General features: G+C 61.9%; 15 protein-coding genes. 5 read left to right on the plus strand and 10 right to left on the minus strand.

Annotation, left to right across the window (positions count from 1 at the left end; genetic code table 11):
- Positions 1 to 114: 114 nt before the first annotated feature.
- The 5 genes from SFU85_07910 to SFU85_07930 form a co-directional block, all read right to left on the minus strand.
- On the minus strand, positions 115 to 300 hold the full coding sequence (locus tag SFU85_07910) for a Flp family type IVb pilin (protein ID MDX6766700.1): 186 nt from the start codon (positions 298 to 300) through the stop codon (positions 115 to 117).
- 300 nt (positions 301 to 600) lie between these two features.
- Entirely contained in the window at positions 601 to 2,256 is a 1,656-nt protein-coding gene (locus SFU85_07915) for a hypothetical protein (protein ID MDX6766701.1), read from the minus strand.
- Positions 2,253 to 3,743: a hypothetical protein gene (locus SFU85_07920; GenBank protein MDX6766702.1), complete on the minus strand. Its 1,491-nt coding sequence runs from the start codon at positions 3,741 to 3,743 to the stop codon at positions 2,253 to 2,255. Before SFU85_07920 ends, SFU85_07915 begins: the two co-directional genes overlap by 4 nt.
- 45 nt (positions 3,744 to 3,788) lie before the next feature.
- Positions 3,789 to 5,279 (minus strand): hypothetical protein, encoded by a 1,491-nt coding sequence (locus tag SFU85_07925; GenBank protein ID MDX6766703.1) that lies wholly within the window; start codon positions 5,277 to 5,279, stop codon positions 3,789 to 3,791.
- Positions 5,280 to 5,289: 10 nt separating this feature from the next.
- Positions 5,290 to 5,844, minus strand: a complete 555-nt coding sequence (locus tag SFU85_07930) for a hypothetical protein (GenBank protein ID MDX6766704.1) — start codon at positions 5,842 to 5,844, stop codon at positions 5,290 to 5,292.
- Between the two features lie 83 nt (positions 5,845 to 5,927).
- On the opposite strand from SFU85_07930, the gene SFU85_07935 reads away from it, so the two are divergent.
- Positions 5,928 to 7,193 (plus strand): glycosyltransferase family 87 protein, encoded by a 1,266-nt coding sequence (locus tag SFU85_07935; protein MDX6766705.1) that lies wholly within the window; start codon positions 5,928 to 5,930, stop codon positions 7,191 to 7,193.
- The gene (locus SFU85_07940; protein ID MDX6766706.1) at positions 7,190 to 8,386 is read left to right on the plus strand and encodes a glycosyltransferase family 87 protein; all 1,197 of its coding nucleotides are present in this window, start codon (positions 7,190 to 7,192) and stop codon (positions 8,384 to 8,386) included. The genes SFU85_07935 and SFU85_07940 overlap by 4 nt, the downstream gene beginning before the upstream one ends.
- Here the strand turns inward: SFU85_07940 and SFU85_07945 are convergent.
- A complete protein-coding gene (locus tag SFU85_07945; GenBank protein ID MDX6766707.1) occupies positions 8,380 to 8,919 on the minus strand; it encodes a type II secretion system protein in 540 nt (179 codons plus the stop codon). The genes SFU85_07940 and SFU85_07945 overlap by 7 nt on opposite strands.
- Entirely contained in the window at positions 8,916 to 9,941 is a 1,026-nt protein-coding gene (locus tag SFU85_07950; GenBank protein MDX6766708.1) for a hypothetical protein, read from the minus strand. The genes SFU85_07945 and SFU85_07950 overlap by 4 nt, the downstream gene beginning before the upstream one ends.
- A gap of 42 nt (positions 9,942 to 9,983) precedes the next feature.
- Between SFU85_07950 and SFU85_07955 the strand changes: the two genes are divergently transcribed.
- Together SFU85_07955 and SFU85_07960 are read left to right on the plus strand one after the other, a co-directional pair.
- Positions 9,984 to 10,931 carry an MnmC family methyltransferase gene (locus SFU85_07955; GenBank protein MDX6766709.1) on the plus strand — a complete coding sequence of 316 codons (948 nt, stop codon included), beginning with the start codon at positions 9,984 to 9,986 and terminating at the stop codon, positions 10,929 to 10,931.
- On the plus strand, positions 10,928 to 11,650 hold the full coding sequence (locus SFU85_07960) for a glycosyltransferase (protein MDX6766710.1): 723 nt from the start codon (positions 10,928 to 10,930) through the stop codon (positions 11,648 to 11,650). Before SFU85_07955 ends, SFU85_07960 begins: the two co-directional genes overlap by 4 nt.
- Before the next feature lie 13 nt (positions 11,651 to 11,663).
- On the opposite strand, the gene ccsA is transcribed toward SFU85_07960, so the two are convergent.
- From ccsA to SFU85_07975, 3 genes are read right to left on the minus strand one after another with little or no spacing between them, the layout of a single operon-like run.
- Positions 11,664 to 13,361: a cytochrome c biogenesis protein CcsA gene (gene ccsA / locus SFU85_07965; protein ID MDX6766711.1), complete on the minus strand. Its 1,698-nt coding sequence runs from the start codon at positions 13,359 to 13,361 to the stop codon at positions 11,664 to 11,666.
- Complete coding sequence (locus SFU85_07970) at positions 13,358 to 15,232, minus strand: hypothetical protein (GenBank protein ID MDX6766712.1); 1,875 nt, start codon at positions 15,230 to 15,232, stop codon at positions 13,358 to 13,360. Before SFU85_07970 ends, ccsA begins: the two co-directional genes overlap by 4 nt.
- Complete coding sequence (locus SFU85_07975) at positions 15,229 to 17,871, minus strand: cation-translocating P-type ATPase (GenBank protein ID MDX6766713.1); 2,643 nt, start codon at positions 17,869 to 17,871, stop codon at positions 15,229 to 15,231. The genes SFU85_07970 and SFU85_07975 overlap by 4 nt, the downstream gene beginning before the upstream one ends.
- 138 nt (positions 17,872 to 18,009) lie before the next feature.
- Here SFU85_07975 and SFU85_07980 point away from each other — a divergent pair, with 138 nt between their 5' ends.
- Positions 18,010 to 18,879 (plus strand): phosphoribosylaminoimidazolesuccinocarboxamide synthase, encoded by an 870-nt coding sequence (locus SFU85_07980; GenBank protein ID MDX6766714.1) that lies wholly within the window; start codon positions 18,010 to 18,012, stop codon positions 18,877 to 18,879.
- Positions 18,880 to 18,887: the final 8 nt, after the last annotated feature.

Here is an 18,887-nt window from a genome sequence, read left to right on the forward strand (position 1 = left end):
AAGTCACCGCAGGCTCGTCTTGGCAAAGATTGAAGGGCACAAAAAAAGCGGCTCCCAGAGGGAGCCGCTTCGAATGGGTTCGAGCCACCGCCTGAGCGGCGATTCGAAACGAATTCAGGTGAGGACGGAGGTGACTCGGCTGAAGAGCGTGCGGAGCTGGGTGCCCAGGACGGTCAACACCGCGATCACAACGATGGCGACGAGCGCGAGGATCAAGCCGTATTCAACAAGGGTCTGGCCCTTCTTGGACTTGAGGTAGGTGAGTCGGCTCATGGCCTTGGTGTAGAGTTCGGTCAGCATGGTGGTTTTTCCTTTCTTGGTTTTTGGGTTTACGGGTGACTTCAAACATCACCGGTAATGGGGGTAAAAGGGGGGCATCTCTTGATGTTGAGTGGATCTAAGGATTTTCTTGAGTTTGCTTGGGTTGATATCTGTATCTCGCTTACAATGCTAAGATAGCCTAGACCGTGCCAAGTTAAACATGCAAGCCACATCTTATTGATGGACAATCTATTATAGAGATAAGCGCCCCACCAATAGGATTGCATACACGGGACAAAGTGGGTAATTTTTTCCCTTACCAGGGCAATTTATACCCTTTCAGGGCTCCAAAAACTTGATTTCTCGTGCGGTTGAAGCCGAACTACCAAAAAAGATCCTCCCCGATTGAGACGGGTCCCAATACAGAAACCATATTGCGAGGTCCGCAGCGGCGGTCGATGGATCGAACAGTTCCACATGGCCGTAAACATCGATCATCCCGGGGTTTCGGCGATAGATGCGGCGAGGAAGTGTGGCCGAATACCCTCCCCAAGCGGGGATTTGCCATAGCGCGGGGAAGTTATGACTCATGAGCAGTATCCAGGGAACATGCGGATCTGTGAGAGTCGTATCCGCGCGATCCTTCGGCAGAGCACTCGCCACCCGGACTCCAGGAGGCACCCATTTCCTGAATTCGTCGACCCAACGGGCGGCTTTGCCATCGAGATACAAACTCCGGCTCAGGCTGTGGGCATTCAAACTTGGAGGCCCTACCAACACCAAGGGGGCGATAAAGATCAGGAACGAGGCAAAAAAAAGCAGCCGCGTGGTCTTCGGCGACAAGTCCCCACCCCGCAGCGCGAAAACCATCGCGATAAAGACCACCAGGAAAACCTCCTTGTGTGGCCACCGTAGTGAGGAAAAAAAAGGCAAGGAACCCAAGAGGCGCCCCAGAAAATCAGGGCGGCATACCAACAACAGACTCCCCGCCAAAGCCACCCCCAACAGCGCATCCCATGCAGACCATCCACGCCGGTCCCGGAAGCTGGCGGCAAGAAACCATCCCGATGCCGCACAGGAAACCAGCGCGTAGGTATGCGCCGCCATGCCAAACAATTCAAAAGACCCCAATAGAATGCTGCCACTGGACAAGAAAAAAGAGGAGACGGCCACCGCCCAAGGCAGACGTCCCTCCACCGCCAACTCCAGAGGGATCGGTCCCGAACGCACGGAATCCCCCAACGCGGAAAGGGGCACCCAAAGACAGGGCAGGGCCAGCAACACCCCTGCCAACAAACCCGCCAGGCCGCGCCCGAGACCGTTAACATCACGGTCGCACCACGACAGCCAGACACAGAAAGCTGTGATTCCCACCATGGTAAAAAGAAAACAACTCGGATACCCCCCCACCAAACCATGGAACGTGGCCAGGGCCAGAATGAGAGCGGCGCGCCAGCGGGATTTTTCCATCAATCCCGCCACCAACCACGGAAGCGCGGAAACATTGGCCAGATACCAAAACCCGGAACTTCCCAAGAGAAGGGAGTACATGCTGAAGGTGTAACTCCAACCCATGATCAACGCCGGACCCGGCCCCACGCCCACCCAACCCCGAGCACGCATCCGGGCCACCATTTCCTCGAATCCCCAAGCCGCCAAGATCAAGTGACCCAGGCAGACCAGATCCACCATCCAAGTCTGCCATGGGGTGGCCGCCAAGGGCGAGAGCAAGAGGCAAAACGGATGCAGGAGGGGAAGAAAAACCGGATCTTCCAACAGCGGGTAGTGGCCTCCGAATATCCATTCACAATGGAAAAAATCACCCCCGCTGAACCATTTCCTGCCGAAATCCACCCACACCGGAAAAAACAGCGAGAAGGAATCATCGGTGAGGAAAAAATGGGGTCGAAAAACCTGCAACAGGCCCCAGGTCGCCAGAGCCCCGAGCACCGCGGCCAGACGCCCCTTCTCTTCCAAAAATCTCGCCCATTTCATGGACCCCGCCTTTCGAAGAGGATGTGTTCGTCGTCGGACCAATCCATCCGCCAGTCGGTGGAATCCCGCATCCGGCGGGCCAGTCCGCTTGACTGCGGCACCAAGGCCGCACCGACCCCTAGACGATCGAACATCTCCCGCCAGTTTTCCGCCCCGTCCAACAATGGCAGGTAGGTGTGCAGAAAAAAATCATCCCCGAAGTAATCCAAACGATCGTCAACAAAGACCCGCCGCTCCGGCCCATAAGTGTAGGCGATCACGCCCCCCATGCTCTCGGGGTGGAACAGCCTCACTTCCACCGGCAACCGGCCCACGGCATCCAGTCCTTCCGCCGACACTTGCAGGCCCCGCAGGTCGCGGCGGAACAATCCGGGCATCAAAAGTGTGAGGGCGAGGAATCCCATCCCGGCCATGAGGGTATAAACCCACGTCGTGATCGATGACCGTTGGTCACGCAGCAGGCGTTGCCGGGCTTGCGCGCCACCGGGCAGGAACCGATCAAAAGCGGAAGCAAGGGCCAGCCCGAGCAAAGGCAGGGCCGCGATGACGAACAAATTGACGTGCCGGACCGCACCGATGGCGAAATAGAGCAGAACGGCGCCGCTGGCCAACTCACCCGGCCTGGCCTTTCGAAAATGCGCACACGCCGCCCAGGCCCAAAACAGGGCCAAGCCCGCGAACAATGCCACGTTGGCGCCTTGGTGGTGCCAGACCGGCAGGTACTCCTCCCAACGGGACACCATCTTCATGTGAAGCAAATCCAGGATATGCCGGTGCAGGGCCCAACCCCACGGATTGACCAGCGTGGCCAGGCCACAGAGCAGGCCCAACCCTGCCCAAGCAACCATTTCCCGAACGGGAGGGTGTTTTTCTTTGATCCAAGCGGCGGCGCATTCCCCGGCGGCGTAGGCCGCCAAGACCACCAACCCGGCCATGAAGCCCGCATGCAGGTTGCACCAGAAAGGAAAAAGCAATACCGCCCACCACCGTTGCCGCCAACCACCGGCCAGCCAGCCAAGAAGCAACACCATCAAGAGATAGGTGACCACATGGGGCCGCACCTGCGCGTGCATGGTCATCACCAGATAGGCGGTGAAAGCCAGGAACCACGCGCACAACACCGGAGTGCCTTCATGCATCAAACGCCTTACCAACAGCAACGGGATCAGCGCAAAAGCCAACGACCAACCTGCCGTCAACAGGGGCAACCCTCCCGCCCGGTGCAGCATCCCCATCAACAGATGACTCAGCCACTGGTAATCCACCCAGGCCCGCCCGGGCAGGGTATACGAAAGCGGGTCGGTGGCGGGAATCCTGCCCTCCCGCACCAACATTTCACCCAGCTTGACATGCCAGCCCGTCCCGGGATCTGCGAGAGGCTTGTCAGGATCCACCAACACCCAGCCCAAATGAAGTAGGAAAAGAAAGACCGCCAGCGGCGGCAGAAAACGCGCCGCGTTGTTTTCCGGTCGGTCCGCGGTGCTCATCCCCTCCAGCCTGCGGTCGCCGATCAAGGCCCGGCAAGTGCGAAGTTAAGGCACCGGACCGATACGGCCAAAAACTTCGCTTTGCGGGTCCTCGGCCAGCAAGCGCCAGTCCGCCCGCAAACGCAACTCCCGTCCCAGAGCGGTGCCTGTCTTCAAAACGACCCCGCGGATGCCATAGCGGTCGAGTGTCCCCGGCCAACCCTCCCGGGCATCCTGCGTCGCCAGGTAGACTTCCTCAATGAACGTTCCATCGTAGAAATCCGTGCGGTCGTCCATGAAAACCCGCAGGCCCGGATGGTAACGTTGGATCAACGCCCCGCCCACCCGGTCCGAGTTGAAGACCGGCACCAATTCGGCGACCCGGGCATCGAGAACCGCGGCCGACTTGGGGCCGAGGTTCAATCCAACCAGGTCCGACGGCCAATCGCGGGGATGCCAGAAGGGCATGGTCATCCAGACCAATACCACCAACGCGCCGATGGCCCAGGCCCCCGGCCGCCCCCAAGGGGGTGAAGGCCAGGGCCAGGGCAGAGGCCTTCCAGCAAAAATCCGCGCAATCAACGGTGCCGACAGCAGGGCAAACAACACGATGTGCCGAACCGCCGAGACGGCGTAAACCAGGAAAAAGACCCCGCTGATCTGTTCGGCCCAGGAAAAGGACCGTCGACCCCGGAGAAGAGCGGTAACCCAGGCCGCGACGAGAATCCAGAAGACCACCACCGAGGCCGAGGAATGCTGCCAGACAGGAAGGAATTCATGGGTGCGACGTCCTCCTGAACCGAAGAGGAATTCCAGGATGTGCAGGTGCAGCCGCCAACCGTAAGGGTTGGCCAGGCTGGCCAGCACCGTGGTTGTAAACAGAGCAGCCCACCACAAGGCCCGCTTGCGGGTGTCAACTGAAGCGGAGGGACGGTTGCACACTTCCAGAACGGCCGCGCCGGTATACAACCCCAACAGGGCCAGCCCGGCAGTGAACCCTCCGTGCAGGTTGCACCATAAAAGCATCAACCCGGGTATCCAGAGCAGTCCCCGCCAACTTTGTTCCGCTCCCTCCCAAGCCCGGTGCAGAATGCCCAGATAGGCGGCAAAAAATAGATAGGTGAAGAGGTGGGGCCGGGCGTAAGTGTGCTGCATCATCACCGCCCAAACCGCCATCGCCAGCAGAAGCGCCGCAACCGGTCCCGCCCCCTCAGCCAGCATCCGCCGCAGGGTCCACAGGACCGGAAGCACATAAAGCAACGAACACAGCGCCACCACCGAGGACAAACCGCCGCACTTGTCCAACAGGCCGAGAAAGACGTGGAATCCCCACTGATAATTGATCCATTCCTTGCCGGGTTGGGTGAATGAGAAAAGATCCTCCACCGGCAGCCGCTGGGTCTCCACCAGGATCTCCCCCGATTTCAGATGCCACCCAACCCCGGGGTCCGAAACCCAACCGGCGGGGTCGACCAACACAAAAGCCCCATGCAACACCAACAACAGCACGGCCAACGGCGCGAACCAGGCAGAGTCGGAACGCGGCGTCATTTCCATCGCCCCCGCATCAACCCGCTGTCGGCGTCTCAGTCACCGGGTCATCCGCGATTTTGGAAACCATGGCAAATATCCGGCTGGTGCCTCCGGAGACTTCCTGGCGGAGCGCATCGAGTTCGCTCAATTTGAACTCCACTTCGGGCACCAGGAAGCTTTCCTGCGTGCGGGTGTGCTCGTAGGCGATGAGCCGCCCCCCCGGCGTGGGAATTTTTTCCCGCGCCTTGAGGATGCGTTTGCGTTCCAGCAGCAGGGCCAGCAGGTAACAGAGTTTGGCCTGGGCCGGGTCCTTCTGTTCGATCAACCGACGCAATTCCGCCTCGGCGTCGTTCTTGTCCACCGGATCCACCGCCGCGGCTGCCGCGGGCTCGAATTCGCTTTTCCAGAACGACAGAGGCTTGGGCTCGGGATTCCGTGAGTCCCAGGCTTCCTGGGACAGGTCCTGGCGCAGGTAGCCGTCGCCGGTTGGTGTCTCAAAAAGCAGGGTGTAGAAGGCTTCCTTGTCGGTGAAGGGCCGGCCGGTCACTTGGCAGACCTCCGAACGCGCCTGGATGTTCCATTCGGTCATGGCCCAATGTGATATGGACCCGCCACGACAAGGCAAGTGATATCCGGGATTTCCTTGCAGCGGCCCCGCTGTAACATGCCCCCATGGAACGTGCTTTTCGTCTGCTGCTCCCGGTCATCGCCCTGAGTACCGCCTGCGTCCTGTGGATCGGACTGGCTCATACCTGGAACGAGGCCCGGGGCATCATGAGCCCGTTGGGTGTGCCCATGGGTGCGGACTTGCTGCAGCACCACGAGGCCGCGCGCTTCGCCGCCGAAGGAAGGTGGAAGGACTTGTACGGCGGCTCCGCACTCGGTCGGGCCCTCTACCAACGCACCCACGATGGTGAGGCCCGATCCGTTAGTGGATTCAACTATGTCTACCCCCCGTTGGTGGCAATGACGGGAGCACCGTTCGCCGCGATGCCGTATCTGGGCTGGGTGGCCTGCTGGCAATTGGCCATTCTGGTCTTTTACGCCGCATCCCATGCCCTGTGCGCACCTTGGCGTCCCCACGGTTTGAACATCCACCTGGTTGCCTTCGGCCTGCCGGTCTTTTACTTCGGTCTCATCCTGGCCCAGAACAGTGCGTTGAGCCTGTTCATCCTCACCATCGTGGCCATCCTTCTCGCGGGCAAAAGACCCCTGATGGCCGGGGTTGTCCTATCCTGCCTCTTTTACAAACCCCAGATCGGCTTGGCGGTGGCGGGATTTCTCCTGGTCGCGGGCCATGGACGCGCTGCATTGGCGTTCGGGGCCGGAACACTCGGTTGGCTGGCCGTGGGTTGGGTGCTCTGTGGCTCCGAAGCCACCCTGGGTTGGTTCGCCGTGCTGCGCGACATGCTCGGGGGTGCCCAGAACCAAGTCGCCGCCCTTCACCAATCACTCCCGGGAACCATCAAAGTCCTTCTCGGTCCCGGCACATCCGCCCTGGTTGCGCCACTCATCACCCTCGCGGGCCTGGCCTGCTTCGGTGGATTGGCGCTTTGGGAAAGGCACCGTCAACCGCGTCATCCCGAAAACCCCGAACTGGCGGTTTTCCTGGCCCTGGCCGCTTGGGCACTCTTTTCCCCCTATGTGATGCACTACGATCTCCTTCTGGCGGTACCCTGGTGGTGGTGGAATCTGCGGAGCGACCTCAAACCCGGTACCGCGCCCGCCCTGCGGGTCTCGGGCATCGCTGCCGCCGTGATTTTCTGGATCGCCACCCTTCTCGCCATCAACACCCCGGACCTTCCCGTCTCCCCCGCCCTGCCCTTCCTCGCTCTCTGGTTCTGTTGGACCGCCATACGCCATTTCCGTCTCCCGCTTCCTTTCCTTGGATCCCTTACCATCCAAACCAACCAAACCAGCCGCACTCCCGCCAAATGAAACAGGGTACACGCCTCCTCGATCGCGCGCCGCTCGTGCTCTTGGCGGTGTTTGCTGCCCTGGCCCTCACCGGAACAGCTTCCTATTTCATCCAAGGGAAACCGAATTCCGGCGACCTTTACCCCCACTACGCCGCAGGCCGCCTTTGGGCCGCCGGGGAGCACCATGCTTTATACCGCGGCAATATCCTGGGGCAGCGGGTCGACGCCTGGCAGCAGGAACGGTTCCCGGAAAGTGGGGAAGCCCCCCGCGACCACTTCAACTACCTCTATCCTCCCCTTTGCGCCATGCTGGCCGCTCGGCTCTCGGAGTATCCCTTCCAAGCCTGGGCCTGGATCTGGCCGGTTCTGAGCCTGGTCTTTTATGCCGCCTCTTGCCTGCTCCTCGTCCCGGCTCTGACCGGACCGGCGAACCGTTCCCTTGGTTGTCTGGCCACTCTGGCCTTTCCTCCCTTGCATTACGCTCTCTACATCGGACAACTCAGCCCGCTCACCCTGTTGGTCGCCTCTGCGGCCTGCCTGCTCCTTGCCCGGGGTCGCCCGCTCTGTGCCGGGGCGGTGATGAGTCTGGTCTTCTACAAACCCCAACTCCTGCCTTGGCTGGGGCTGTTCATGCTCTTCTGCGGCCACTGGCGCTTCACCCTGGCCGCCGCGGCCGGGTCCGCAACTTGGTTGGTTCTGGGGGTGGTTCTGGCTGGGGTGCAGGCACACCTTGATTGGCTGGCCTGCCTGGGTGAAATGGCCTCGGGCCTGCAATCCATGCGACTGGGGGTCAATCTCTCGCTGCGGGGAGTATTGGAAACACTTGCGGGCGGCCACGCCCGGTGGATCGACCTGCTCTCGATGGTGGCAGGCGTGGCCTTGCTGGCAGGGGTGGCGAAGTTTGTAAGACAATACCGTCATCTCACGCCGGCCTCTGATCCGGCCGGTGCCCTGGCCCTGGGTCTGGCCGCCAGCCTCCTGGCTTCACCCTACGTTTGCCACTACGATTTCCTTCTGGCCGTGCCTTGGATGCTCGCCGTCACGACATCGCGGGGAGCAACTTTGGGGTGGTCCCTGATCCTGTTCTGGCTGGCCGGATTGCTTTCCATTGCCGGCCTGCTGGCTGGCTGGCCTTATGCGGGTCTTCTGCTGGCCCTCTGGTGGGCTTGGACCGTGCGCAAACCGTGGGTCGCAGTGCCGGTCTCTCAGTAAGAGAGAACGTGTCCGTCGGCATACAGCCGGTTCTGTTTGCCACGGTGCACGGGGTCCACATCAATGACCAAGCGGAACTTGCTCGGCTTGACGATCCGGGTGCCCCAAGGACTGAAGACTTCGGGGGCCGCCACGGGCTCATCGTCGATCAACGGCCGCCATTCGTAGCTCGATCCCTTTTCCTTGAACCGATTGTTGAAGCGGAGATCGGCCCGGCACTGGAGCGTCCTGGTCTCGATTCCGTAGGGAGCCAGCACCTCCTGCAGGCTCTTGGCACCGGCCTCGGCCGGGTAAACCGGATCGGTTGGATCGGTCTCGATGGTCGGATACTTCCCATTGTTGTCGGCCACGGCCAAATTCACCGCAATGCCGATCTGGCGGAGATTGGAGGCGCAGGCGGCGCTGTCGGCCTTATCCAGAACCTTTTGAAAAGAAGGGGCCGAGAGCGTGAGCAGCACGGCCAGGATGACCAACAGGCATAACAATTCAATCAAGGTAAACCCCGATTGCGGGCGGCGGGCGGCGGGCTTCACGATTTGACCTGGGCTTTACGGTTGAGGTAATTGCGATAGCGTTCGTGGCGTTTTTCCGGTGAACGACGGGCGTCGCGGTCGGCTTGGTTGTTTTCCATCCGCTCCTGGGCAGCGGGGTTGTCCATCCACTCGCGCATTTTTTCGCGGCGCTGTTCGGGGGGGAGTTGGCGGAGCTGCTCCCACATCTCCCGGTCACGCTGCCAGGCGGCGCGGGCCTCGGCTTGTTCCTGTTGCGGCAGGGCGGCGATGCGGGCTTCGACTCGACGGTTGACCACCGCAGGATCGGGCATTTCCCGGGCGCCGCGGAACGACCCTTCCCCAGGGGTTGGGCCCTCGCCGCCCGGCAAGCCTTCCGGTCGGGCTCCCCCGCCGCGACGGCCATCCCGCAGGAAAACGACTAGACGACCTTGTCCTTTGGCGGCCCGGGCCAGGGCCGGGATGGCCTGCCCCACTTTTATCTTCCCCGGGTTGAAAGTGACCACCGGGTCCCATGGGGTCGGTGCGGCCCAGGTGAGATCCGACGATTCAGCCAGGGTCTTCAGGTGGGTCTGCAGACCACCGGTCGGCCATTGATCCGGCACGGCCAGGGGATCTTGCCGGGGGTCGGTGAGGGTATTGGAGACGCCGGCCAGCAGAAAACCGGGGAGGTTGAGACGTTGCTGGGTCCAGTTTTCCAGGGGTTTTCCGGAAACCAGTCCGGCCACAAAATCGTTGATTTCCTGTTCGCTGGGGGCCACGAGGCCAAAAAGTACACAGCGTCCGTCCACTGCCAGGGCCAGGGAATCAAGCGCTTCACCCACCCCGGCTTGGTGAAGAAAGAGGGTCACCGGGGTGGAGGGATCGAAGCTCGTTTCCAAATCCAAGCCGGTCTTTTTCTCCAAGTAGGCCATGACCTTGTCCAGACGCTCTTTTTTGAAGTTGGCGTTGATGCCGCTTTCCCGGAAAAAGAAAAACCAACCGATGGCAAAAACCAGGGAAAGCACCGCCGCAAGGGCCAGCAGACGCGGACGCAACTCGTTCATAGGCACTATCAACCACGGATAAACCGGGAAGTTGCAGAGAATATGTGGGAATCCACCCACTTGTCACTGCACGAGATGATGTTAACGTCCTTTCTTGATCCGCCCAGCCTCGAACTCCCCTTGAATCCACTGCATTCCCAGCACAGCGGCGACATCTTCGCTCCCAGGTACGAGTGGGTGAAGGCGGGTGACGGTTCACCCACCCTGCGCGACCAGCACCTCGGTGAAACGTTCCATCCCGAACTCGGCATGGTGCAAGAGATCCGCCATTTGCTCGACCAGCCCGAAGTAGCCATCCCCATCCATTCGTCCGAAGGACCGGTGGTGATCTGGGATCTGGGTCTGGGTGCGGGAGGCATGTCATCCGGTCTTTTGCGTCACCCGTTCCCAACCGGCAGGAAGGTGGAGGTGCACAGCTTCGATCTGCGATGGGACGCCTTCGACCTGGCCCTCGACGCCGATTCACCCCATCTTGACGGCCTCCCAGTCCGGAAATTCCGCGCCCATGGCGACGTGGCTTGGGAAGAAAACGGAAGAATCCTCCGATGGGTCATGCATTCCGGCGATCTGACCGGGATTTTCCGCGGCCAAGATCCATCGATCCCCGCTCCCGACTTGGCCGTGGTTGACCTGCATTCCCCGGAGACCCAACCAGAGTTGTGGACGCTTTCATTCTGGCAGGACGTCCACCGCTGCGCCGCCCACAAGGCAGGAGTTTTCCTCTTCCACACCCGCTCCACCTCCGTCCGTGCCACCTTGCTGCTGGCCGGATTTTACGTGGGTCGAGGCCGTGCCCTCGGTCGCAAAGAAGAAACCACCCTGGCCGCCACCCGCCCGGGCATGTTGACCCAACCGCTCGGCTTGGACTGGTTGGGCACACTCGAACGATCCTCCCAAGGACAACCCCTTCTGTCGCCGCCCTATCATCGACAACCCATCGATGCCCGCTATCTTTCACGTCTGCGCCAGCACCCGCAGTTCCACCCATGATCAGCGTTGTTCTCCCCGCCTACAACGAAGCGGACCAGCTTCCTCAGACCCTCGGAAGCATCCACCAGGCCTTCCAAGCCCTGGCCCAACCCGTGCCCTATGAAATCGTCGTTTGCGACAACAACTCGACCGACGATACCCGCCAGGTGGCCGAGGCCCATGGTGCCCGGGTTGTCTTCGAACCACACAACCAGATCGCCCGTGCCCGCAACACCGGGGCACGACTGTCCACGGGCGAGTGGCTCATCTTCCTCGATGCCGACACCCGCCTGCCCGCATCCCTGCTGGCGGAAATGTGGGACGGAATTGCCGAAGGACGTTTCCATGGAGGCGGTGCGCCGGTGCGTTTCGACACCGCCCGGCTCCGCCCAGGACCGGCCCTGGTGCTGGCACTCTGGAACACCGTTTCCCGGCTGGCCAAACTGGCCGCGGGTTCCTTCATCTTCTGCCGGCGGGCCGATTGGGAACTCATCGGGGGATTCGACGAAACCTTTTATGCCGGGGAAGAGCTCCAATTCAGCGCCAAAATGAAGAAACACCTGGCCCAAAACCAGAGGAAGTTCGCCATTCTCTCCACTTCCGTGCCGACCTCGGCACGGAAGATCGAATGGAACAGCGACTGGCAACTGCTCCGGCTGATCCCTCTGGCCTTCCAGCCCTCGGCTTGGAAAAAGCGGGAATCCTGCGGCTTTTGGTATCAACGTCCCCCGGTGGAATAAGTCCACCCGGGAATCAGTCCGCCAGGTTACCCGCCCGGCTTCTGCTGTAGCGACACCAAAAAGCAAGACCCAGGAAGGCGGCCTCCAACAATACAAACCCTGCGACCATGGGGAACCCACCGGTGCCGAATCCGTAGCTGTGCAACCCCTTGCCCAGAATGAAGTTCACCCCGTACCAAGCCATGACGACCGATTGGAAGGCCAGAATGCTGCCGACGGCCAGACCGAATCCGCCCCACCATCCGGCGATGCGCCCGTGGAGGATGGCCAGGTAGCACAGGAAAGCGATCAGCGCCCAGGTTTCCTTGGGGTCCCAACCCCAGAACCGCCCCCAGGAGTAGTTCGCCCAGACCCCGCCCAGGATCGTGCCTGTGCCGATGAGGAAAACCCCGATCTGGAGACAACGGTAGATGTACTGGTGCAGTTGCGGTTCGACCTTCCGGCCCAGGATCAACTTGCCGAGGGCGATGTGCGAGACCCCGAGGGCCAGGGCCAGCGGGGCGTAGCTGCTGACAATGGTCAAGACATGCACCACCAGCCAGAAGTTGTGGCGCAGAACTGGAACCAGGGGTTGGATCGATCCGTCAAGAATGGTCGGCTGGGTGTCGGCCAGGATAAGGGAGAGCACCGCCACTGGAAGGGCCCCTAGGAGGAAGTATCGTCCGCGATAAATCAACTCAAAGACGAGCGCAGTGACCACCACAATGTAAGCCACCCAGATGACCGTTTCGTACATATTGGTCACCGGTGGGCGTCCCGAGACCAGCACCCGCAACACCAAGCCGGAGGTTTGCAGCAACATACCCAGTCCGGCCAGAAGCCAGCCCGCGCCATAGCCCAAGTGCCGCCCCCAAGAGGGAGTGGCGACCAGCACCACGAAAGCCAACACATAGACGATCCAGGCCCAGGTCACCGGACGCCCCTTCTTGTACAGCCATTCCAGATGGATGATCCCCGCAGTTGGATAGTGCTCCGGTGATAGGCCGGCCACCCGTGCCTCGAAATCCCGCACCGAAGATTCCCACTGGACCGCATCCGTTCCGTCATAGGCCCGGACCAGGGCCTGGAAGGACTCCATCAGGGGACGGAGGGTTTCCAACGGGTAATGATCCCCGGCATTTTCCAGGGTGGCCCAGGTGCCCTCGCGCTTCTTGGGGTCAGGTATCCAACGGAATGCCGATCCCGAGAGGATTTCCTCCATCAGGTTGATCCGACCCGCCACTTGGTTGGCCGCCTGTTGGTCGCGGGTTAGGGTGGCCTGGGCATTCTTTCTCCGGACAGCCGCCGCCTCCGCGGCCATGCTCGCCAATAATTTATTGGAGGTGAGCTCTTCGAAGGAAAAGTGGCGGCGGTCCAGGTCGTTGCCGGTATAGCCCAATGCCTTCTTCAGCGGGATGTAATCCATCAGGATGACGGGCCGCGATGTCCACCGTTCCGGATGGAGCCAGGCGTCGACCACCACCTGCATGGCCGTCCAACGCCCCCCCTCACCCGCCGGGTCCTCCCAGTGTGTGGACCCGGAAATCGCCCGCCATTGGTCGACGGCGTAGGCAAAAAGCGGCTTTTTCCGCCCTCCGTGCTGGATGGGCATTTCTTCCAGAACGCGCAGTGGCAGTGAGGACGGTAGGGACGGTCGCGCGGAATCCGCCGCAGGGGCGGAAAGGGCCAGGCAGAGCAGGAGGCCGATCGGGGAGAGGATGTTTGTTTTCATGGGGAGGTGGTGGATTCCGGAGCGGAAGCGTTTGTCGGGGGAGTTCGGGGATTTCGTGGCTTGAGATAGAACATGGCAAAAATGCCACCGCAAATCAGGAGCGATCCGATCCACTTCAGCGACCATCCGGGATCATGCAAAACTTGGAGGGTGGTGGTGTCGAGCTGGTCCGGATCCCAGCCGGCCTGGGAAAACTTGTGGTTCCATCCGGTCAAGGCCCCCCACCACCCCGGGGGATAACTGGCCGGGGTGTTCATCTCCACCCGCGCCCTCACCGGTTGCGGCGAGGCCAGCCCATCAAAGCGGACATCGCTGATGAAATTCGACGGTGTATCGGTTCCCTCATCGCGAGGCACGGTGAAGTCTTCAAGGGAAACCGTGAAGTCCAGCCGGCGTGTTTTCAACCCGAATCCGACCCGCACGGCTTGGTCTCCATTCTCCAGCACCTTGGAAGTGCCGGAAGGAATCCAAACCGCCGTTCCTTTGCTCCCATTCGCATGGACCAGGGCGGCCTCGATCCCGGGAACGCCCTTGGCCGTGCCCATGCCGGACGCCGGCACGGGTTCGGCCACCGTGCGGATGCGGGCATGCGGATGGAAGGTCTTGAGGGTGGCCTTCCAGTCGGCCCAACCGGTGAAAAAGGAATCTCCCGGACGCACCCGGCCCTGGCCGGTCAATTTGCTTCCACGCAGGATCTGGTAAGCCACCATACCTCCCTCCACCGGGGCCATGCGCATGACCGGTGATCCGCCGCGGTCTTCCTCCCATTTGCCCGTCAAGGTCACCAGCATCGCCGGATTGTCGGGCCGGTCCCCGTCAGACACCGGCTTGCCATCGACCATGCGCAGATTGGCCCAGTATTGTGCAAGGTGGATGCGGAATCCGGATTCCGGGTCGTTGAAAGGACGGTCCAGTATCTCGCCCAACGGCTTGGTTTCGCTCCTCCCCCCGGGGTGGACGATCAGGACCCGCCCTTCGCCAGTTGCTCCCACCTCGAGGCGGAATTGGAACCCGGTGGCCTTGCCCAGGGTGTTGTGCCAGACCGGTTGGTCAGGCATGCGTGCGAAAACCATGTGGGTTTCGCGGAATTCTTTCGCCGCCTTGGCCGCCGGGCGGGCCACGGCGGGAAGTTTCTCCACCCATTCGATGCGGGCACGGCCGAAAAGATCGTAGCTGCGCGTCTCCACCGGAGCGAGCGCCAACGGGATGTGCAGGGTCTGGTTCATCATGGCGGTGGCCATCTCCAGTTCAATCCCCGCCGGTCCCGTTCCAGATGGGTCGGCCTCGACCACCGCCCGCACGGAAAGGTTTTCGGAGTAGTCCCGCACCTCCACTGCCAGGTCGGAATCGGGCACGGGCATGGTGCGCGGACGATCCGGGCGCGGTACCCGCACTACCACCGGCAGGGGAGCCTCGTACATCAGTCCCGAACCCGGACTCTCCACCAGGAACACCGTCTCGTCGACCACGAGCATGCCGGTCGGTTCCCCTCCTTTTTTCAAGGTTGTCGTGCCTTCATAACCAAAATGGCGCCCGATGACCGCACCTGCCAGCATGAGGATGATCCCGGCATGGGTGACCACAAATCCCGTGTGCTTGGCCTGCCAGGGCCAGCGGGTCAGGGCCGCACAGGCCAGGTTGACCACCAGCAGGGCCAGCCATAGCGAGAACCAGGGGTTGTCGTAGATGTAATACTTCGCCACCTTGATGTTGAACTTCGACTCGGCAAAGGTGGCGGCGGCGCAGGCCAACGCCACCGTGAGCAACAGGAAGACTGCAAGCTTGAGCGAACCGAGGGCGTGGATGGCACGCCAGAATTCCGAGCGTTGCTGGCGCTCGCGCACCAAGTGGCGGTGTGCGGTCTCGTTCATGAGGATGCCCTTTCCCGTGTTTCGTCCCAAAGCCTGGGCCCGCAGACCACCAGCATGGCCAGGAACATCCCCGCCGTCATGGCAGAGAACGAGGCCAGCAGTTGCCATTGTGGACGGCCCGGGAACCAACCCATGACCGCCCAGGCCCCCCCTTGCATGCCCAACCACATGAAGGCCAGGCAAACCAACCAGAGCCAGTCCCAATGACGTGGTTTGGAACGGTGTCGCGCATCCCACCAGAATCCCGGCAAGGCCCCCGCCACCATGCCCAGATGCATCCAGCCAGGGGTACCTTTGAGAACCTCGACAAAATGCCCCGGGCTGCAGCCGCACAAGCACAGACCATCGCGGACCGCCGGCCCCCAACCCGCATCCCCCCACCATCCCGCGAGCATGCCCGCGTTGCCCGCAACGACCATGATGACAAAGGCCGTCCGAAAGGGATGGTTCAGCCAGTGCTGGCGTTGGCTCCAAAGAAGCAACCCGGCCAGCAGGAATCCTCCCAGCAGAGCAGTGGCCCAAAGACCCGTGTATCCACCCAAATAAACCAGTGCCGCCCCTTGGATCGACAAAGCCCCCGCCGCAAACATGGCCGCCAGACGTTGCCGCCGGAAATTCTCCCCCCCGATGCGTTTGTCTTGTCGCACCGGTTTTTCGCCAGACTCCGTATCCTCCAAGCCCAAGAGGGCACGGCTCGAAACGGTCAGGCTGGAAGCCAACATCAGCACCGCCGCAGCCACGGGATGAAGCCAGCCGGCCATGGCCAGACCAATGCCCAAGAAATTGTAGACGGCGGCGATGGCCAAGTTTTGGCGGATTCTCCGGACCACCCGTCGGGACATCCGGATCGCCTCCGCCAAACGTCCCAGATCGTTGCCGAACATCTCGGCATCAGCCGTTTCACGACCCAGAGCGGATCCCGAGACCAGGGCCACGCTGGCTTGGGCCGCAGCCATGGCCGGCGCATCATTCACCCCATCGCCCACCAGGAGCACTTTGTGTCCTTGCTCCTGCCATTCGCGCACCAACGAGGCTTTATCTTCCGCACTCAATCCGGCATGGACTGCGGTAAGACCGAGGGCCTCTGCAGCACCGGGCCGGTCCCCCGTCATGACAGCCACCCCGACCCCGAGTGCACGCAGGTCGGCCAACACCCCGGGCGCGGATGCCCGCAGATTCTCCCGCAACAAGGCCAAGCCAGCCAGCACGCCATTGCGTCGGATGACCACCCAGCGACACGCCTGAAGTCCGGGGGAAGATAGCGCTTCTTTCCATTCATCCACCAACCTGGAATCCCCGGGTTGCAGAAGGGTCTCATTGCCCAGTTCCACTTCCTGGATGCCTTGCGGCGTCACCACCCGAGCAGCGACTCCACAAGCGGGCATGACCCGTACCCCGCCCTCGACGACGACCCCCTTGGATTTCGGCCAGACGCGGAAGGCCCGGGCAACCGGATGGTCCATATGGTCCTGGATTGCCGCCACTTCCGCCTCCAGCAGTCGCCGGTCGGTCCCCGGTGCCGACACCCAATCGACCACTTGCAAATGTTCCTCGCTGAGCGTCCCGGTTTTGTCGAAAACCACCCGGTCAATTCCAGCCAGTCGCTCCACGAAGTCGCCGCGGCGAGGCACCAAACCCTGGCGGGCCAGGCGGTTGGCCGCCCCCCAAAGGGCGATGGGTGTGGCCAAACCCAGGGCACAGGGACAGGCCACCACCAACACCGCCAGACCCCGGAAAAGGCCGGTGGTCCAATCCAGTTGCCAGGCCCAGAACCCCCCGGTCAACAAGGCCAGCACAAGGACCACCGGCAGGAACCAGGCCACCACACGGTCTGCCTCACGTTGCAATGGAGAAACGAGGGACAATGTGGCCTCGACCGAACCCAGAAGACGGTCGATCTCGCGGTTGTGACCATCGTGTTGGGCACGGACGATCAGGGCGGCGTCGATCACTTGGCCGCCCGCCCGGACGAGGTCGCCCGCACGCCTGACCATGGGAAAAGGTTCCCCGTTCAGGGGGGTTTCGCTGACCCATGCCGTTCCCTCCTCGACCTGACCGTCCACCGGCACCCCCGAACCGGCCCGAACGCGGACCCGGTCGCCCCGGGAGATCGCGGCCACCGGGACGGTCTCCTCCCCGTCCCGGTCATCCAAGCGCACACAGGTGTCAAAGTCGCGTCTCAGCCCCGAGGCCGCAGCCAGGACATGGCGGCGTTGGCGTTCACCCACCAGGCGCCCCAGGCTGTAAATGGCCAGGAGGACCGATACGACTTCGTAGTAAACACTGCCCGTGCGCGTCAGGGAGCTGACCACCGAGGCCCCGAAGGCGGCCAGCACTCCGGCCAGGAAAAATTGTTCGATGGCGGCCCGTCCCCGCCGCGCCTGCGACCAGGCCGTGCGGGCCATGGGGAGGCCGACCAGGAGAAAAACCGCCAATGCCGCCAACGCCAACAAGCCGTGAAGGATGAGATAACTCGCGCTTTCCGGGCGGTCGAGGTTGACCGCCAGACTGAACACCATCGATTGCCCGGCGATCAAAGCTGCCAGACCGAGGCGTAGCCAGTGGCGGGCCTGTTCCTTGCGGTCCTCTACGCAATGCCCCTGCATGGGAGAGACCGGAGTGCCGCAACAAGAGGACATGGCCTGCCAAATTAGCCGAGTACACCCACAACTCAAGTGCATCCGGGGTATTAGAATTACGCCGTCGCCTCCTGCCCAACTACTGGCCCCGGCCAAGTTGCAGTTGCTATCGCCCCCCTCTCACGGTAACCCTGTTCGATGCCAGAACCTGTGCGCATCCATCAAGGCAAGGTGCGTGACGTCTATCGCTGGGAGGATCGCATCCTCCTCGTGGCCAGCGACCGGATTTCGGCCTTCGACGTCATCCTCCCCACGACCATTCCCGGCAAGGGGGCCATCCTGACCCAATTGTCGCGGTTCTGGTTCGACCGCTTCCAGAACCGAGTTCCGCACCATGTCATCGGCTACGAACTTCCCGAGGAAATCATGCCGAACGCCTGGCATCACCGGCTCACCGTCTGCAGGCAGGCCAAGACCGTTCCGATGGAATGTGTGGTCCGCGGCTATCTTTCCGGATCGGGCTGGAAGGACTACCAACAGAGCGGACGTATCCAAGGCCTGACCCTGCCCGCGGGTCTGGTCGAATCCGAACGGCTGCCCGAACCCCTCTTCACCCCGACGACCAAGGCCGCCGCCGGTCACGACCAACCCCTGACCGAAACCGAAGCCAGGAATCTCGTCGGTGACGAACTTTATCATACCCTCCGTGATCGTTCATTGGCCCTTTACCAAGACGCCCACGCTTATGCCATCGAGCGGGGCATCATCATCGCCGACACGAAGTTTGAATTCGGCCACACCCCGGAGGGTGAGCTTCTGCTGATCGATGAGTGCCTGACCCCGGACAGCAGCCGCTTCTGGCCCTTGCTCAACTACCAACCCGGTCGCTCCCAACCGAGCTTTGACAAGCAATTCGTCCGCGACTACCTCCTCACCCTCAAGGACTGGAACCAGCAACCGCCGGGCCCGGATTTGCCGCGTGAAATCGTCTCCGGTACCCAGGCCAAATACCGTGAGGCCTTTGCCATCCTGACCGGCCGGCCGCTCGACTTTTCCGCCAACGGCTGAATCGGGGG

This window comes from Candidatus Methylacidiphilales bacterium (genome assembly GCA_033875315.1).
Classification (GTDB): domain Bacteria; phylum Verrucomicrobiota; class Verrucomicrobiia; order Methylacidiphilales; family CAZTYG01; genus JANRJG01.

Coding starts and splice junctions, on each gene's coding strand:
- SFU85_07910 (MDX6766700.1), bottom strand. CDS start 300: ATGCTGACCGAACTCTACACCAAGGCCATGAGCCGACTCACCTACCTC.
- SFU85_07915 (MDX6766701.1), bottom strand. CDS start 2,256: ATGAAATGGGCGAGATTTTTGGAAGAGAAGGGGCGTCTGGCCGCGGTG.
- SFU85_07920 (MDX6766702.1), bottom strand. CDS start 3,743: ATGAGCACCGCGGACCGACCGGAAAACAACGCGGCGCGTTTTCTGCCG.
- SFU85_07925 (MDX6766703.1), bottom strand. CDS start 5,279: ATGGAAATGACGCCGCGTTCCGACTCTGCCTGGTTCGCGCCGTTGGCC.
- SFU85_07930 (MDX6766704.1), bottom strand. CDS start 5,844: ATGACCGAATGGAACATCCAGGCGCGTTCGGAGGTCTGCCAAGTGACC.
- SFU85_07935 (MDX6766705.1), top strand. CDS start 5,928: ATGGAACGTGCTTTTCGTCTGCTGCTCCCGGTCATCGCCCTGAGTACC.
- SFU85_07940 (MDX6766706.1), top strand. CDS start 7,190: ATGAAACAGGGTACACGCCTCCTCGATCGCGCGCCGCTCGTGCTCTTG.
- SFU85_07950 (MDX6766708.1), bottom strand. CDS start 9,941: ATGAACGAGTTGCGTCCGCGTCTGCTGGCCCTTGCGGCGGTGCTTTCC.
- SFU85_07955 (MDX6766709.1), top strand. CDS start 9,984: ATGTGGGAATCCACCCACTTGTCACTGCACGAGATGATGTTAACGTCC.
- SFU85_07960 (MDX6766710.1), top strand. CDS start 10,928: ATGATCAGCGTTGTTCTCCCCGCCTACAACGAAGCGGACCAGCTTCCT.
- ccsA (MDX6766711.1), bottom strand. CDS start 13,361: ATGAAAACAAACATCCTCTCCCCGATCGGCCTCCTGCTCTGCCTGGCC.
- SFU85_07970 (MDX6766712.1), bottom strand. CDS start 15,232: ATGAACGAGACCGCACACCGCCACTTGGTGCGCGAGCGCCAGCAACGC.
- SFU85_07975 (MDX6766713.1), bottom strand. CDS start 17,871: ATGTCCTCTTGTTGCGGCACTCCGGTCTCTCCCATGCAGGGGCATTGC.
- SFU85_07980 (MDX6766714.1), top strand. CDS start 18,010: ATGCCAGAACCTGTGCGCATCCATCAAGGCAAGGTGCGTGACGTCTAT.